The sequence below is a fragment of the Streptacidiphilus anmyonensis genome (assembly GCF_000787855.1).
Taxonomy (GTDB): domain Bacteria; phylum Actinomycetota; class Actinomycetes; order Streptomycetales; family Streptomycetaceae; genus Streptacidiphilus; species Streptacidiphilus anmyonensis.
Genome location: NZ_BBPQ01000010.1, coordinates 17,138 through 32,578, shown reverse-complemented (window position 1 = coordinate 32,578; position 15,441 = coordinate 17,138). Strand labels below are relative to the sequence as shown.

Genomic DNA, 15,441 nt, shown 5'->3' with positions numbered 1-15,441 from the left:
GTCAGTCCTGGATGCCCTGGAAGGGGTTGACCGTCAGCTGCCCGCAGACGTTGAGGGTGCCGTTGTCGACGCCGCCGCTGACCGGCACCCTCACCTGCTGGGTGGTGTTCGGGAGGATGACCGAGACCTTGGAGCCGGTCACCCCGCACACGAGCCGGCCCGAGGCCGAGCCCTCGCTGTTCACGTCGCTGTAGAGCAGCTCCGCGGTCGCGGTGGCGCCCGCGGGAAGCGTCACCGGGGAGACCTGGACGCCCGGGTGGCGCACCGCGTCGATCGGGGAGGACTTGCCCTGGTCGTCCGCGAGCCGCACTCCGGGGAAACCGGAGACGGAGCACGTGTGGCCGGAGGTGTTGACGAGCTTGATACTCGCCACGGCCGGCTCCTGCTCGGAGGCGCGCCCCGCAGGGCCCTGCACGGTGAGCTTCACGTCGGCGACGGTGCAGCGCTTCGCCGTGGCGCTCACCCCGGTGGCTCCGGTCGCCCCGGAGCCGCCGGTGGCGCCGCCCGTGGTGCTGCCGGCGGTGCCGCCGGTGGTCGAGCCCGCCCCGCCGGTGGTGGAGCCGGACGTCGTGCCGGTGCTCGGGCTCGCCGACGCCGTCCCCCCGGCGACCGGTGAGCCGGAACCCGCCGCCGCGGGCGAGGAGCCGGAGCCGCAGGCGGTCAGCGCGAGCCCGGCGGTCAGGGCGGTCGCGGCGGTGACGATCAGGCGTGACGTGGTGCGCATGTGAATCCCCCAGACGGCAGGCCGGCGGGCCTGCCGTCACGTGTAGTTCCGGTGTTCGCGGGTGTTCGCGGGTGTTCGGTGACCTTGTGCACCTTTTCTATCCCGCGGAGATCCACAGCTTCGTGAGCCGACTGTCACAGCCATGCCACAGAGCGGCCCGCCCGGCTCACCCCTCCTGCCGGGGCTCCGCCCAGCCCAGCGGCCGCAGCACCGCGCGAGTGCGTTCGTCCCGCAGCGCGGCGAGCCGGTCGTACGCCTCCTGGCCGGTGCCGTACGCCTCGTCGACCGCGTCGACGACCGCGCCCGTCCGGGCCGGGTCCGGCGCGCCGATCTCGAAGGTCATCTGTGAGGCGATGCCCTCGATCAGGTGCCGGATGCCCGCGGGACCGCCGCCGAGGACGCCGCTCTGGAACGGCCCGATGGTCGCGTAGCGCAGACCGAGCGAGGCGCGGACCAGATCGTCCAGGTCCGCCACGTCGATCACGCCCTCCTGCACCAGGTACATGGCCTGGTCGTTGATGACCTTCTGCAGGCGGTTGCCGACGAAGCCCGGGTACTCCTTCTTCAGCCGGATCGGCAGCTTGCCCAGCGCCTTGTAGACCTCCACCGCGCGCTCGACCGTCTTCGGCGACGTCTGCGGCCCGGGGACGACCTCCACCAGCGGCATCAGCTCCGGCGGGTTGAACGGGTGGCCGATGACGATCCGGTCGGCCGCCGGGTTGCCGGCGGCGATGTGCGAGGGCAGCAGCGAGGACGAGGAGGACGCCAGCACGACCCCCTCGCCGGTGTTGGCGGCCAGGGTCGCGAACATCTGCTCCTTGATCTCCATCCGCTCCGGCCCGGCCTCCTGCACGAAGTCCGCGCCCTGCGCGGCCGAGGCCAGGTCGTCGGTCGCGACCACGGACAGACCGGAGAGGTGCTCGGCGACGACGTCCCGCAGATCGGGTCGCGGATCGCTGACCCGCACCTCCCAGCCGGCCGCGCCGAACAGGCGCGCCCACGAGACTCCGATGACGCCGGCACCGACGATCGTCACGACGGGCATCGGGAACCACTCCTCCCGCTCGGGACTCCCCCGCTTCCGCCTCTCATGACATGCCCGGCCGGGTGCGACGGCAACTCAGGGGTGGACCGGCGGGACGAGCCGGACGACGCCCTCTTGTGTCTCCCCGTGTAGGGGTGCCAGGGTCCTCCCCGTACCACCCAGTCAAGATCGACGGGAGGGGAACCCATGCGCATGCGCGCCGCAGGCGTGCTCGGAACGGCCGCCCTGCTCTGCGCCGCCCTGCTCGGAGCGGGGACGGCCCAGGCCGACCAGGGGCGGATCGAGACGAGCTATCAGAACCCGGTCACCGCACTGCCCCCGGTGAGCCAGCCGGACACGCACCACTGCACCGTCACGGAGATGCAGTACGACTTCGGCAACACCATCTCCTCCCCCGCCTGGAGCGGGACGGTGACACCGCCGGCCGACTGCGCCGGGCCGTGGAGCAAGGTCGTCCTGAACTGGTCCGGCAGCGTGCAGGGACGGCAGTACGACCGGCTCGCCGGAGTCTGGATCGGCGGCGCGGAGGTGCTGCGCACCAGCACGCCCGAGCCGACCCAACAGGGCATCAGCTGGTCGCTGGAGAAGGACGTCAGCGCCTTCATCCCGCTGCTGCGCACCGAGCAGCCGATCGCCGTCTCGCTCGGCAACGTGGTCAACTCCACCTACACCGGCGTCTACCACATGAAGCTGACGCTGACGTACTACCAGGCCGACCGCCGCTACCCGGCCGCGCACACCGCCGACCAGGTGCTGCCGCTCTCCGCGTCGACCACCGACGCCGGCTGGACCTATCTCAACCCCGGCCAGTCGTCGTCGAAGACGGTCACCCTCCCGCGCAACCTCACCGACGTGCGGATGGAGGTCTACGCCCGCGGCGGCGGCTGCGACGAGCAGTGGTTCGACTCCGTGCCGACGGACCTGGCGAACAAGTACCCCGACTACCTGTGCGGCGGCGGGCCCTACCGCGAGGTGCAGGTCTCGGTCGACGGGCGGCCCGCCGGGATCGCGCAGCCGTACCCCGTCGTGTACTCCGGCGGGATCGTGCCGACGCTGTGGCGTCCCATCCCGGCCGTGGACCAGTTCGTCACCCAGGCCTACGACCTGGACCTGACGCCCTTCGCCGGACTGCTGGTGGACGGCAGGCCGCACACCTTCACCATCACGCCCTACGGCGCCGCCGACGGCTGGACCGTGGACAGCACGCTGTTCCTCGACACCGACCACCACGCCGCCCGGACCAGCGGCGCGCTCACCGAGGACACCCTGTCGCTGAGCCCCGCCGTCACCACCACGGAGACCCCGGGCGCGGGCGACCTGGTCGACGTCCGCGTCAGCGCGCGGCGCGCCTGGACCACCTCGGGCTGGCTGGACACCTCGGCCGGGCGCGTCCGCACCACGGTGACCCAGCAGGCGGGCTACCTCAACACCGACGCCGTCTCCAGCGGCGGGCAGAAGCAGGTGATGTCGCAGCGCGAGAACGGCGCCACCGTCGTCACCACGACACCGGCGCACGGGCACGCGACCGCGGTCCGGCACAGCTGGGACTACCCGATCACGGTCGACTCCGACGTCCCGCTGTACACCGACGGCGACAACTACTCCCTGTCCGCCACCGTCCACCAGGGCCGCGTCCTGATCGACAGCGTCAGCCAGGGCGACCACTGGCGCACGGTCGACTTCAGCCGCGACGTCGTCGACGCCTCCGGCGTCCTCGCCCGCACGAACGGCGTCACCACGGCCGCCGACGGCCAGGACTCCGAGCACTACACCGGCACGACGGACACCGGCGCCTGCTACGACCACCTGATCCGGGCCGCCCACGGCTACGTGACCGAGGACCACGTCACCGGCTGCGGCTGAGCACGCGACCGCCGGCCGGTCGGCGACCCCCGACGTCGTCCTGGCTCCCTCGGCCCTTCGGTGGCGCAATGCCACCCGAGGGTCGAGGGGCGGGCGGCGGCAGGGGCGCGGCGGACGTCAGACCGTCAGCGCCAGCAGTACCGGAGCGGCCTTGGCCGCCATCGTCTCGGCGGTCTCCTTGAGGCGGTACGCCTCCTCGACCGGCAGCGAGAACGCGAGGCAGCCGACCGCCGTCCCGGCCGTGACGGGGACCGCCGCGCAGACCGTGCCGATCGCGTACTCCTGGAGGTCCAGCATCGGGACCGTGGTCGGATGCCGGTCCAGGCGCTGGAGCAGCGCGCCGGTGTCGACGTCGGTGCGGGAGGTGAACCGGGCCGCCGGGTGACGGGAGAGGTGGTCGCGGCGGGCGTCGTGGTCGAGCTGCGCCAGCAGGCACTTCCCGATCGCGCTGGCGTGGCCGGTGGCGCGGAAGTCGACCCACTCGTGCACGCTCGGCGTCAACGGGCCGTCCACCACCGCCTGCACGCTCACCTCGCCGTCGGCGTAGCGGCTGAAGTAGACGGCCGCGCCCAACTCGTCGCGCAGCGAGGCCATCTTGGCGACCAGGCGGGAGTGCACCAACTGCTCCCGGTTGGCCTGGCCCAGCATCGCGAGCGCGCCGCCCAGGACATACGCGCCGTCCTCCAGGCGCTCCAGGTAGCCCTCGCGCACGAGCGAGCGCAGCAGTCGCCGGGCGTGGTCGGCCGGGAGCTGGACCTCCTCGGCCAGCTCGTCGGCCCTGGCGCCGAAGCCGCGTCGGTCGACGGCTTCCAGCAGTCTCAGGGCGCGTTCCACGGAGCTCCGGGGGTTGTGGTTCCGCGCAGCCATGCTCACCAGACTAGCCGTCAGCGAGCCTGGTGAGCATGGGTTACGCAGTGTTCGAGCAGCGTCCGCGGACTCCCCGGCCGGGGTGTCAGGACGGCTGCTCCGCCAGCTTGAGCACGCAGAACACCGCTCCCCACGGGTCCTGGATACCCGCCATCCGCCCCGGCGGAATATCCATCGGCGGGACGACGACGGTGGCCCCGCGCTTGACGGCCGCATCGACTGTCGCATCGGTGTCGTCGACCGCGAACCACGCCATCCAGTGCGGCGGCACCTGGGCCGGGAAGTTGTCGCCCATGTCCTGCAGGCCGCCGACCGTCCGGCCCTCGACCTCCAGGCCGAAGTAGCCCGGCATCTGCTCGGCCGGCTCGGCCTTCAGGCCCAGGGCGGCCTGGTAGAACGCCGCGGCGGCCGGCACGTCGCGGGTGTTGCACTCGTTCCAGGTCAGCGCGCCGGGCTCGTTGACGGCCACCGCGCCGAAGAACTCCTTGTGACCCCAGACGCCGAAGACCGCGCCCGTCGGGTCCGCCGCGACGAACATGCGGCCGAGGTTGCCGACGTCCATCGGCTCGAACAGGACGGTTCCGTGCGCGTCCTTGACCTTCTTGGCGGTCGCGTCCGCGTCGTCGCTCGCCAGGTAGGTGGTCCAGACGTGCGGCGGCTCGGGCTGCCCCTCCGGGGCCATCGCCGGGCCGATGCCGCAGACGGCGCGACCGCCCAGCTCCATGACGGCGTAGCCGCCGAACTCGGCCGGGCCCGGCACTCCCGCCCAGCCGAAGACGTCCTTGTAGAAGTCCAGCGCGGCCTGCTGGTCCTTGGCCATCAGGTCGACCCAACACGGGGTGCCTGGTGCGTAGGGCTTGGTGGTCGTGGACATGCCTCTCCTTCGAAGCGTGACCCCCCTTCGCCGCACACTCTTCTACCAACGCACGCGCGCCGCCACCGGAACGGTGACGGCGCGCGCGGAGGGTGACGCGAGCTGCGAGGTCAGCCCTCGTCGGCGTTGCGGACCGCCTTGACCGCGGCCTCGAGGCGACGGCCGTAGTCCGCGTCCGCAGCGTGGAAGAACGGCAGCACCCGCTCGACGACGTCGTCGCGGGTGACCGAGCCGATGGAGCCGGCCAGGTTCGCGATCAGACGCTCCCGCTCGCCCTCCGACATCAGCCGGTACAGCTCACCGGCCTGGAAGAAGTCGTCGTCCTTGGCGTGCTGGGCGGCGCTGTGCGTGCCGGTCCAGCCGGAGACGGCGGTCGGGGCGGCCAGCGCGGCGTCGGTCTGACGCGGGCCGTCGTAGGAGTTCGGCTCGTAGTTCTTGGCCCGGCCGCCCGCGTTGACCGCGCCGTAGCCGTCGCGGCCGTAGTTGTCGGCCTCGGTGGCCTTCGGCGCGTTGACCGCCAGCTGGGTGTGGTTGACGCCCAGGCGGTAGCGGTGCGCGTCGGCGTAGGCGAACAGGCGGCCCTGGAGCATCTTGTCCGGCGACGGGCCGATGCCCGGCACGAAGTTGTTCGGCGAGAAGGCGGCCTGCTCGACCTCGGCGAAGACGTTCTCCGGGTTGCGGTTCAGCACCAGGCGGCCGACGCGCTGGAGCGGGTAGTCGGCGTGCGGCCAGACCTTGGTCAGGTCGAAGGGGTTGAACCTGTAGTCGGCGGCCTCGGCGACCGGCATCAGCTGCACGTAGACGGTCCAGCTCGGGAAGATCCCGCGCTCGATGGCCTGGTGCAGGTCGCGCTGGTGGCTGTCCGGGTCCTGGCCGGCCAGCTCGGCTGCCTGGCCGGCGTCCAGGCAGCGGATGCCCTGGTTGGTCTTGAAGTGGTACTTCACCCAGTACGCGGCGCCGTCCTCGGCGACCCACTGGTAGGTGTGCGAGCCGTAGCCGTTCATGTGGCGGTAGGAGGCCGGGATGCCGCGGTCGCCGAAGAGCCAGGTGATCTGGTGCAGCGACTCGGGCGAGTAGGACCAGTAGTCCCAGACGTTGTCGGCCTCGCCCATGCCCGTGAACGGGTCGCGCTTCTGCGAGTGGATGAAGTCGGGGAACTTGATCGGGTCCTTGATGAAGAACACCGGGGTGTTGTTGCCGACGAGGTCGTAGTTGCCCTCCTCGGTGTAGAACTTCACCGCGAAGCCGCGCGGGTCGCGCACCGCGTCGGCCGCGCCGAGGTTGCCGGCCACGGTCGAGAAGCGCAGGAACAGCTCGGTGCGCTTGCCGACGGTGTTCAGGAACGCCGCCCGGGTGAAGCCGGTGACGTCGTCGGTCACCTCGAAGTAGCCGTGCGCGCCGGAGCCGCGGGCGTGCACGATGCGCTCCGGGATGCGCTCGCGGTTGAACCGGGCGAGCTTCTCGATCAGCTGCTGGTCCTGGATCAGCAGCGGACCGCCGATGCCGGCCTGGGCGGAGTTCTGGTTGTCGGCGACGGGCGCGCCGGACTCGGTGGTCAGGATTTTCGACATGGAGGTACCTCGGAACGGAGTCAAAGGGTGACGAGAAGGGTGCGTTGCACTCCCCAGGGGCGCGAGGCTGTGCTCATATGCGGCTCCGCCGCGTGGGCGCGACCGGCCAGGCATCCACGTGTCAGGCCGAACGCGCAGCACCATCCGCACGCCAGTGGTGGTTTGGACGGCAGCTGCTGGGAGGGACAAGAGCCGTCGGCGGGCGTCAGACTCCCAGCAGCCGCCAGATCGCGGCCCGGCGGCGCGAGTTCTCCGCGCCGTCGGGGGTGTCGGCCGGCTGGAACGCGGCCTCCGCGGCCCGGACGGCCGCGGCCTCGGCCAGGGGGCGGGCGGCGGCCAGCGTGCGGGCCTCACCGACCGTCAGACCCGCTTCGGTGAGGGCCTGTTCGGCCTCGGTCGCGGGCAGCAGGTTCAGCCAGCGCAGCGCGTGCGCGGCGCGGCCGACCTCGGTCAGGCGGCCGGTGAGCCGCAGCCGGGCGATGCCACCGTCGGGGTAGACGTCCAGGCGGGCGGCGGTGACCGGCTCGCTCGGGGCGACCCGTACGCGGTGGCGGGTGTCGGGCTGGAGCCGCGTACGCGGCAGCAGCGCGATCCACTCGCCGGTGGCGGCCGAGCGGCCTGAGACGGAGGCCCAGCCGGGGCAGTTGGCGACGAAGTGGGTGGTGTCGATCTCGACGGCCAGCACCTCGCCCTCGGCGACCAGGTCGAGTTCGACCCAGTCGTTGTCCTTGTTGCGGCGGCGCCGCGTCTCCCAGCCCTCACCCATCACGGCCGCCCGGCCCAGGGAATTGAGGTTGTGCGGGGAGGAGAAGTACCGGTCGGAAGCCCCGGTGGCGACGCCGCCGAACTCCTGGGCGGCCAGATCGAAGGTGAGCCCGTCCAGGTCGCGCGGGTCGGCGACGACCTCGCCGTGCACGCGCAGACGGGCGACGCCGCCGTCCGGCCAGATGTTGAGCCGCACGTGGGTGAAGCGCTGCTCGAGGTCGACGGCGAACTCGTGCGCGGTGTCGCCCTTGAGGGGCGTGCGCGGCACGAGCTCGGTCCACTCGGCGGCCTCGACCTCCTCGGGCGAGGGGTTGCCGGGGACGGACGCGGCCTCGACCGAGCCGGTCTCCGGGTAGTTGCCGGTGAAGTGCGCGGTGTCGACGACGACGCCCCGGATGACGCCGGGCACGCCCAGGCGCACGATGGCCCAGTCGTGGTCGTCGTCGGTGGGGTGCGGCTCCTCGGCGCTCGCGCCGCGACGGCGGCGGGTCTCCCAGCCGTCCATGATCTGGCCCTTGTGGCCGAAGGTGTGCGGCCGGAACTCGGCGGGCTTGGCGACGAGCAGGTTCTCCTTCTCGGCGAACAGCTCGTCGTTGGCGGCTATGACGCCCGCACCCAGCGACCGGGCGGCGAGGTTGACCAACTCGGTGAAGGCGGCGGGCTTCTGGCTGTCGGTCACTTCTCTCCTCGGGTCAGCAGTCGGCCGCTCGGGGCTGCGTCCACGTCGTTCGCGTCCACCGGCTCACCGCGGAGCCAGGTGGTGCGGACGACGCCGGACAGTGAACGGCCTGCGTAAGGGGTCACGGGGTGGCGGTGGTGCAGCCCGGCCGGGTCCACGGTGAACGCGGCGTCCGGGTCGAAGGCCACCAGGTCGGCGTCCATGCCGGGGGCGATGGCGCCCTTGGTCGAAAGTCCGACGAGCGAGGCCGGGCCGGAGGACATCCAGCGCACGACGTCGGCGAGGCTGTGGCCGCGGCGGCGCGCCTCGGTCCAGATGGCGGGCAGTCCGAGCTGGAGGGAGGCGATCCCGCCCCAGGCGGCGGCGAAGTCGCCGTCCCCACCCAGGCTCGGCAGGTGCTTGAGCTCCGGCGTCGAGGGCGAGTGGTCGGACACGACCGCGATGAACTCGCCTGCGGCGAGCGCCTGCCAGAGCAGGTCGCGGTTGGCCTCGCTGCGGATCGGCGGGCAGCACTTGAACGCGGTGTCGCCGGAGGGGACCTGCTCGGCGGCCAGCGTCAGGTAGTGCGGACAGGTCTCGGCCGTCACCTGCACGCCGGCGGCGCGGGCCTCGCGCAGCAGCGGCAGCACGGCCGCGGAGGAGACGTGCAGGATGTGGACGCGGGCGCCGGTGCGCCGCGCGATCTCCAGCAGCGTGGAGACGGCGACGGCCTCGGCGTCGTCGGGTCGGGAGGCGAGGAAGTCCGCGTACTGCGGTCCGGGCGTGTGCGGGGCCTCGTCCAGGATCCGGGGGTCCTCGGCGTGGATGATCGACAACGCGCCGATCCGGGCCTGCTCGGTGAGCGCCTCTTCGAGCTGCTCGCGGTTCAGGTGCGGGAACTCGTCGACGCCGGAGGGGGCGAGGAAGCTCTTGAAGCCGAAGACGCCGGCCTCGTGGAGGGGGGCGAGGTCGCCGGTGTTGCCCGGGATGGCGCCGCCCCACAGCCCGGTGTCGACGAAGAGCCGGGCCTCGGCGACCTTGCGCTTGGCCTCCAGTCCCTCGACGGTGGTGGTCGGCGGGATGGAGTTGAGCGGCATGTCGACGATGGTCGTCACACCGCCGGCCGCGGCGGCCCGGGTGGCGGTGGCGAAGCCCTCCCACTCGGTGCGGCCGGGCTCGTTCACGTGGACGTGGGAGTCGACCAGACCGGGGAGCAGAACCAGCTCACCGAGGTCGACGAGCTCGCCCGCACCGGCGCCGTAGGCCAGGACCTCGACGATCCGCCCCTCGCTCACGACCACGTCGGCGGCGCGCTCGCCGTCCGGAAGGACGGCATGTCGGGAACGGAACACCTTGGTCAACTGGGGCCTCCTGATCGGGTTGCCGTGAGATTAGGCTTCGCTTCAACAAAACGTCAACGGTTTGTTTCAACTAGTTGTTGAAGCAGAGCGGACGTCCGTGTTGGGGTGTTCGTACGATCCATCCTCAGTCCGCGCCGAGGAAGCTGCGCGCGAGCCGCTCCCCAGCCAGCTCCGCCAGTTCCCCGGCGCGGGTGAGGCTGTCGCCGTCCGGTCCCGCCAGTTCCACGAGCGAGAGCACGGCGGCGAACCCCGCGGCGCGCCACTGCGTCTCACTCAGTTCCAGCAGGCCGCACACGGCCGCGACCGGGACGCCATGCCCGGCCGCCGCCTCGGCGACTCCGGCGGGCGCCTTGCCGTGCAGGGTCTGCACGTCAAGACAGCCTTCGCCGGTCACGACCAGACGGGCTCCCCGCACCGCCTGGTCGAAACCCAGAAGTTCCAGCAGAAGCGCGATCCCGGGCCGCAGGGACGCTCCGAGCAGGGCGATCGCCCCGAAGCCCAGGCCGCCCGCAGCACCGGCTCCCGGCGCCTCCCGCACGTCGTCACCCGTCAGAGCGGCGACGTGATCGGCCCAGTGGGCGAGCGCGGCGTCCAGCTCGGCCACGTCCTCGGGCGTCGCGCCCTTCTGCGGGCCGTAGACCGCGGGCGCGCCGCGCTCGCCCAGCAGCGGGTTGTCGACGTCGCTGGCGACGACGACCTCCACGCCGCCGAGGGTGTCCGCCAGCGGGCCGGGGTCGATCGACGCCAGCCGGGCCAGCGCCGCGCCGCCGGGCGGCAGCTCCGCGCCGTCCGCGTCCAGCAGCCGCAGGCCCAGCGCCTGCGCCATGCCGGCGCCGCCGTCGGTGCAGGCCACTCCCCCGAGGCCCAGCACCAGCGTGCGGCAGCCCAGCTCCAGCGCCTTGCGGACGAGCTCGCCCGTCCCGTAGCTGGTGGCCGTCAGCGGCGCCTTGACACCGCCCGGCAGCAGTTGCAGGCCGCTGGCCTGTGCCGCCTCGATGACCGCGGTCCCACCCTGGACGGCGAGCACCGCCTCGACCGGCTCGCCGGTCGGACCGGCCGCCTTCACGCTCACGGCACGGAACCCGGCCGCGATCGCCGCGGCCACCGTCCCCTCGCCGCCGTCGGCGACGGGCAGGGCCCGCACCTCGGTGCCCGGCGCGGCGCGCCGGATGCCGGCCGCGATGTGCTCCGCGGCCTGCGCAGCGGTGAGGCTGCCCTTGAACTTGTCGGGCGCGACCACGACATGACCCTGGTTGTCCGACACTGACAGCCTCACCTTCTGCTTCACGAATGCCTCCCGGCGACGCGGGCACGACCGGATGGATCACGCCGCCGGGAGGAGACTATGCAGCCCTTTCGGGCTGCGGCATCAGCCGCCCAGCAGGGCGGTCGGCGCGTCGCCGGGCTCGGTCGCGAGCTCCTCGAACTCGTTGACCCCGTTGATCTGGAGGCCCATCGAGACGTTGGTGACCCGCTCCAGGATGACCTCGACGATCACCGGCACCTTGAACTCGGCCGCCAGCTTCTTGGCCTGCTCCAGCGCGCTGCCGATCTCGCTCGGGTCGAAGACCCGGATCGCCTTGCAGCCCAGCCCCTCGGCCACCTTCACGTGGTCCACGCCGTAGCCGTTGAGCTCCGGGGCGTTCACGTTCTCGAAGGAGAGCTGCACGCAGAAGTCCATGTCGAACTGGCGCTGCGCCTGACGGATCAGGCCCAGGTACGCGTTGTTCACCACGACGTGGACGTAGGGGATCTGGAACTGCGCGCCGACGGCCAGCTCCTCGATCATGAACTGGAAGTCGTAGTCGCCCGAGAGCGCGACGACGGTCTCGTCCGGCACCGCGGTGGCGACACCGAGCGCGGCCGGGACGGTCCAGCCCAGCGGGCCCGCCTGGCCGGCGTTGATCCAGTGCCGGTCCTTGTAGACGTGCAGCAGCTGCGCGGCCTGGATCTGCGAGAGGCCGATGGTGGTGACGTAGCGGACGTCGCGCCCGAACGCCTTGTTCATCTCCTCGTACACGCGCTGCGGCTTGATCGGCACGTTGTCGAAGTGCGTCTTGCGCAGCAGCGTCGCCTTGCGCTCCTGGCAGGAGGCGGCCCAGGCGCTGTAGTCCTTGAGCAGCTCCGCGGCCTTGCGCTCACGTGCGACCTCGACGAAGAGCTGCAGCGCCGCCTTCGCGTCGGAGACGATGCCGTAGTCCGGGGCGAAGACGCGCCCGATCTGGGTCGGCTCGATGTCGACGTGGACGATCTTCCGGCCCGACGTGTAGATCGAGGTGTCGTTGCCGGTGTGGCGGTTGGCCCAGCGGTTGCCGATGCCGATGACGAAGTCGGAGGCGAGCAGCGACTCGTTGCCGTAGCGGTGCGAGGTCTGCAGGCCGACCATGCCCGCGGTGAGCGGGTGGTCGTCCGGGATCGCGCCCCAGCCCATCAGGGTCGGCACGACCGGCACGCCGGTCAGCTCGGCGAACTCGACCAGCAGGTCGGCCGCGTCGGCGTTGACGACGCCGCCACCGGCGACGATCAGCGGACGCTCGGAGGCCTGCAGCAGGTTGAGCGCCTTCTCCACCTGGGCCCGGGTCGCGGACGGCTTGTAGACCGGCAGCGGCTCGTAGGTGTCGATGTCGAACTCGATCTCCGCCATCTGCACGTCGATCGGCAGGTCGATCAGGACCGGGCCGGGACGGCCGGAGCGCATCAGGTGGAAGGCCTGCTGGAAGGCGCCCGGCACCTGGGCCGGCTCCAGCACCGTGACGGCCATCTTCGTCAGCGGCTTCGCGATGGACGCGATGTCGACCGCCTGGAAGTCCTCCTTGTGCAGCTTCGCGACCGGCGCCTGGCCGGTGATGCACAGGATCGGGATCGAGTCGGCGGAGGCCGAGTAGAGCCCGGTGATCATGTCCGTCCCGGCCGGGCCGGAGGTGCCGATGCAGACACCGATGTTGCCCGCCTTGGCCCGGGTGTACCCCTCGGCCATGTGGGACGCGCCCTCGACGTGGCGGGCCAGCGTGTGGTGCAGGCCGCCGCGCTTGCGGATCGCGGAGTAGAAGGGGTTGATCGCCGCGCCGGGCAGGCCGAACAGGTTGGTGACACCCTCGCGCTTGAGGATCTCGACGGCCGCTTCGGCCGCGGTCATGCGGGCCATGGGTCAGTTGACCTTTCCGGACAGGCGCTCCAGGTTGCGCAGCAGGGCGGAGTGGTCCAGCCCGCCGTCGCCGGCGTTGCGCAGAGCGGTGATGAAGTCGGCGACCAGGGCAGCGGTCGGCAGCGGCACCTCGACGGCGCGCGCGGCGGCCAGCAGGTTGCCCATGTCCTTGTGGTGCAGGTCGATGCGGAAGCCCGGGGCGAAGTCGCGCTTCAGGAAGTTGTTCTTCTTGCGGGTCAGCACGGTCGAGCCGGCCAGACCGCCGTTCAGGACGTCGAGCGCGACCTCCAGGTCCACGCCGGACTTCTCCAGGAAGACCACGGCCTCGGCGCACGCCTGGATGTTGACGGCGACGATCAGCTGGTTGGCGACCTTGACGGTCTGCCCGGAGCCGGACGGGCCGACGAGCGCCACGGTGGTGCCCAGCGCCTTCAGGACGGGCTCGGCCTCCTCGAAGTCGGCCCGCTCGCCGCCGACCATGATGGAGAGCACGCCCTCGATGGCGCCGGCCTCGCCACCGGAGACGGGGGCGTCGATGGAGCGCAGGCCCTTCTCCTTGGCGGCGGCGGCCACCCGCTGCGAGATCTGCGGCGTCACCGAGCTCATGTCGATCAGCAGCGCCCCGGCGGGGGCGTTGTCGAGCACGCCGCCCTCACCGAAGTAGACCTGCTCGACCTGCGGGTCGGCGGGGACCATCGTGATGACGATCTCGGCGTCCTTGACCGCCTCGGCGATCGAGTCGGCGCCCTTGCCGCCGTCGGCGATGAGCTTCTCGATCGGCTCACGGGTCAGGTTCGACCCGGTCACGGTGTGACCGGCCTTGACGAGGTTGGCGGCCATCGGGCTGCCCATGATGCCGAGCCCGATGAAGGCGATACGGCGCGGGGTGGTGCTCATGGGAGTTCTCCTCCGTGGGAAGTTTCGTGGGAGTGGGAGAGCGCTCAGCGCTTGCTGGTCCGCAGCGCGGCAGGCAGCCACTCGAAGGAGTCGGCCGAGGCGACCCCGGCGACGGGCTTGTACTCGAGGCCGATGTAGCCTTCGTAGCCGACGGCCTCCAACTGGCCGAGAAGCGCCGGGAAGTCCAGCTCGCCCGAACCAGGGAAGTTGCGCGCCGGCGCGTCGGCGATCTGCACGTGGCCGATCCGGTCCGCGTACTCCGCAATGACCGCGGCGAGATCCTCGCCGTTGCGCGCCAGGTGGTAGAGGTCGCAGAGGAACTTCGTGTTTCCGAGGCCGGTGGTCGCGTTCACCGCGTCCACCACCGCCACCGCGTCCTTCGAACTGAGCAGACCGTACTGCGGCGCCTCCGGCGCGTTCAGCGCCTCGACCAGCAGCACCGCGCCGATGCCCTGCGCGGCCTGTGCGGCCAGCGCGAGGTTCTCCAGCGCGAGCGCGTCCTGCTCGGCGACCGGCACGTCCTCGACACGGTTGCCGTACAGGGCGTTCAGCGCCTTGCAGCCGAGCGACTCGGCCAGGCCGACCGCCACCGCGATGTTGTCGCGGAACCGCTGCGAGTCGGCGGGACGCGACAGCAGGCCCTTGTCGCCGCCGGCCATGTTGCCTGCGTCGAAGTTGAGGCCCGTCAGCTGCACGCCGGAGTCGACGAACGCCGCACGCAGCGCGTCGAGATCGGCCTGCGGCGGGGTGGGGCCGTCGAGGGTCCACCACAGCTCCGCGGCGTCGAAGCCCGCGGCCTTCGCGGCCGCCGGGCGCTCCACCAGCGGAAGCTCGGTGAAGAGGATCGAGAGGTTCACGGTCCAGCGCTGGTTCAGCCAGCTCTGCGCGGCGGTCATGCCATCACCTTGTTCCACATTGCGGAAGATGTTTTCTGCGTGGTGAAACTATGGCACGTCGCTTCAACAGTTTGTCAAGCACCTCTCGGATCCTGGCCGATCCCCGGATACGCTTCGGGCGTGCGATTGAAGGTGGAGTTCACAACCGAGCCGTTCGAACTGGACGGCTTCCCGGAGCATGCGCGCACAGCGCGCCGCGTCGTCGACGAGGCCGGGCTCAGTGTCGAGGTCGGCCCGTTCGGCACCACGGCCGAGGGCCAGGCCGAGCAGGCGCTCACAGCGATCGACCGGCTGGTCCGCGAGACCCTGGCGCACGGCGCCACCCGGATCTCGCTCCAGGTCAGCGTCATGGACGAGGGGGAGGGAGCCGGATGAGCAGCGAGCAGCACCCGCTGGCCATAGCCATCAAGCCGCTGCTCGACGCCGTCGGCGCCAGCGCGGTGAGCCTGGACGAGGCCCAGCCGAACGACGTCACGCTCGAATGGGAGGGCGCGCCGGCCGTCGCCGTGCGGCTGCCGGGCCTGGAGAGCGCCCTCGACCGGCTGCTGAACGAGGTCCGTCGCCAGTTCGGCGGCGCCGAGCTGACGACGCTGGACCGCGCCGACAAGCAGCGCGTGGTCGCGCTGCTGGAGGAGCGCGGCGCGTTCACCATCCGGCACGGCGTCGAGAACGTCGCAGCGGCCCTCGGCGTCAGCCGGTTCACGGTCTACAACTACCTCAACCGCCAGCAGGCGGCGGGGAAGAGCTGATGTCGACGCGCGGCTGAATTCAACAA

13 protein-coding genes and 1 pseudogene are annotated in these 15,441 nt (G+C 71.7%); 3 read left to right on the top strand and 11 right to left on the bottom strand.

The window, feature by feature from the left end; genetic code table 11:
- Position 1: 1 nt before the first annotated feature.
- Together TR50_RS12730 and TR50_RS12725 are read right to left on the bottom strand one after the other, a co-directional pair.
- Positions 2-724 carry a DUF4232 domain-containing protein gene (locus TR50_RS12730; protein WP_042419630.1) on the bottom strand — a complete coding sequence of 241 codons (723 nt, stop codon included), beginning with the start codon at positions 722-724 and terminating at the stop codon, positions 2-4.
- Positions 725-890: 166 nt separating this feature from the next.
- Positions 891-1,769 (bottom strand): 3-hydroxyacyl-CoA dehydrogenase NAD-binding domain-containing protein, encoded by an 879-nt coding sequence (locus TR50_RS12725; protein WP_042419626.1) that lies wholly within the window; start codon positions 1,767-1,769, stop codon positions 891-893.
- A gap of 186 nt (positions 1,770-1,955) precedes the next feature.
- Between TR50_RS12725 and TR50_RS12720 the strand changes: the two genes are divergently transcribed.
- On the top strand, positions 1,956-3,632 hold the full coding sequence (locus TR50_RS12720; RefSeq protein ID WP_052440948.1) for a peptide-N4-asparagine amidase: 1,677 nt from the start codon (positions 1,956-1,958) through the stop codon (positions 3,630-3,632).
- A 117-nt stretch (positions 3,633-3,749) separates the two neighbouring features.
- Here TR50_RS12720 and TR50_RS12715 read toward each other — a convergent pair whose 3' ends face one another.
- From TR50_RS12715 to TR50_RS12675, 9 genes and pseudogenes are all read right to left on the bottom strand, one after another.
- Positions 3,750-4,499, bottom strand: coding sequence for an IclR family transcriptional regulator (locus TR50_RS12715; protein WP_042419624.1), 750 nt, complete (start codon positions 4,497-4,499; stop codon positions 3,750-3,752).
- An 85-nt stretch (positions 4,500-4,584) separates the two neighbouring features.
- A complete protein-coding gene (locus tag TR50_RS12710; protein WP_042419622.1) occupies positions 4,585-5,373 on the bottom strand; it encodes a VOC family protein in 789 nt (262 codons plus the stop codon).
- A 110-nt stretch (positions 5,374-5,483) separates the two neighbouring features.
- A complete protein-coding gene (locus TR50_RS12705) occupies positions 5,484-6,944 on the bottom strand; it encodes a catalase (protein ID WP_042419620.1) in 1,461 nt (486 codons plus the stop codon).
- Between the two features lie 418 nt (positions 6,945-7,362).
- Positions 7,363-8,388: pseudogene (gene alc / locus TR50_RS12700) on the bottom strand (allantoicase); the annotation flags it as partial.
- Entirely contained in the window at positions 8,385-9,728 is a 1,344-nt protein-coding gene (allB, locus tag TR50_RS12695) for an allantoinase AllB (RefSeq protein ID WP_152648374.1), read from the bottom strand. The pseudogene alc and the gene allB, both read right to left, overlap by 4 nt.
- A gap of 124 nt (positions 9,729-9,852) precedes the next feature.
- Positions 9,853-10,992, bottom strand: a complete 1,140-nt coding sequence (locus TR50_RS12690) for a glycerate kinase (protein ID WP_042419613.1) — start codon at positions 10,990-10,992, stop codon at positions 9,853-9,855.
- A 105-nt stretch (positions 10,993-11,097) separates the two neighbouring features.
- Entirely contained in the window at positions 11,098-12,873 is a 1,776-nt protein-coding gene (gcl, locus tag TR50_RS12685; protein ID WP_042419610.1) for a glyoxylate carboligase, read from the bottom strand.
- A 3-nt stretch (positions 12,874-12,876) separates the two neighbouring features.
- Positions 12,877-13,770, bottom strand: a complete 894-nt coding sequence (locus tag TR50_RS12680; protein ID WP_042419607.1) for a 2-hydroxy-3-oxopropionate reductase — start codon at positions 13,768-13,770, stop codon at positions 12,877-12,879.
- 44 nt (positions 13,771-13,814) lie between these two features.
- Positions 13,815-14,666: a TIM barrel protein gene (locus TR50_RS12675; RefSeq protein ID WP_042419604.1), complete on the bottom strand. Its 852-nt coding sequence runs from the start codon at positions 14,664-14,666 to the stop codon at positions 13,815-13,817.
- A 120-nt stretch (positions 14,667-14,786) separates the two neighbouring features.
- Here TR50_RS12675 and TR50_RS12670 point away from each other — a divergent pair, with 120 nt between their 5' ends.
- On the top strand, positions 14,787-15,041 hold the full coding sequence (locus tag TR50_RS12670; RefSeq protein ID WP_084700173.1) for a thiamine-binding protein: 255 nt from the start codon (positions 14,787-14,789) through the stop codon (positions 15,039-15,041).
- Positions 15,038-15,415 (top strand): helix-turn-helix domain-containing protein, encoded by a 378-nt coding sequence (locus tag TR50_RS12665; RefSeq protein ID WP_042419598.1) that lies wholly within the window; start codon positions 15,038-15,040, stop codon positions 15,413-15,415. Before TR50_RS12670 ends, TR50_RS12665 begins: the two co-directional genes overlap by 4 nt.
- Positions 15,416-15,441: the final 26 nt, after the last annotated feature.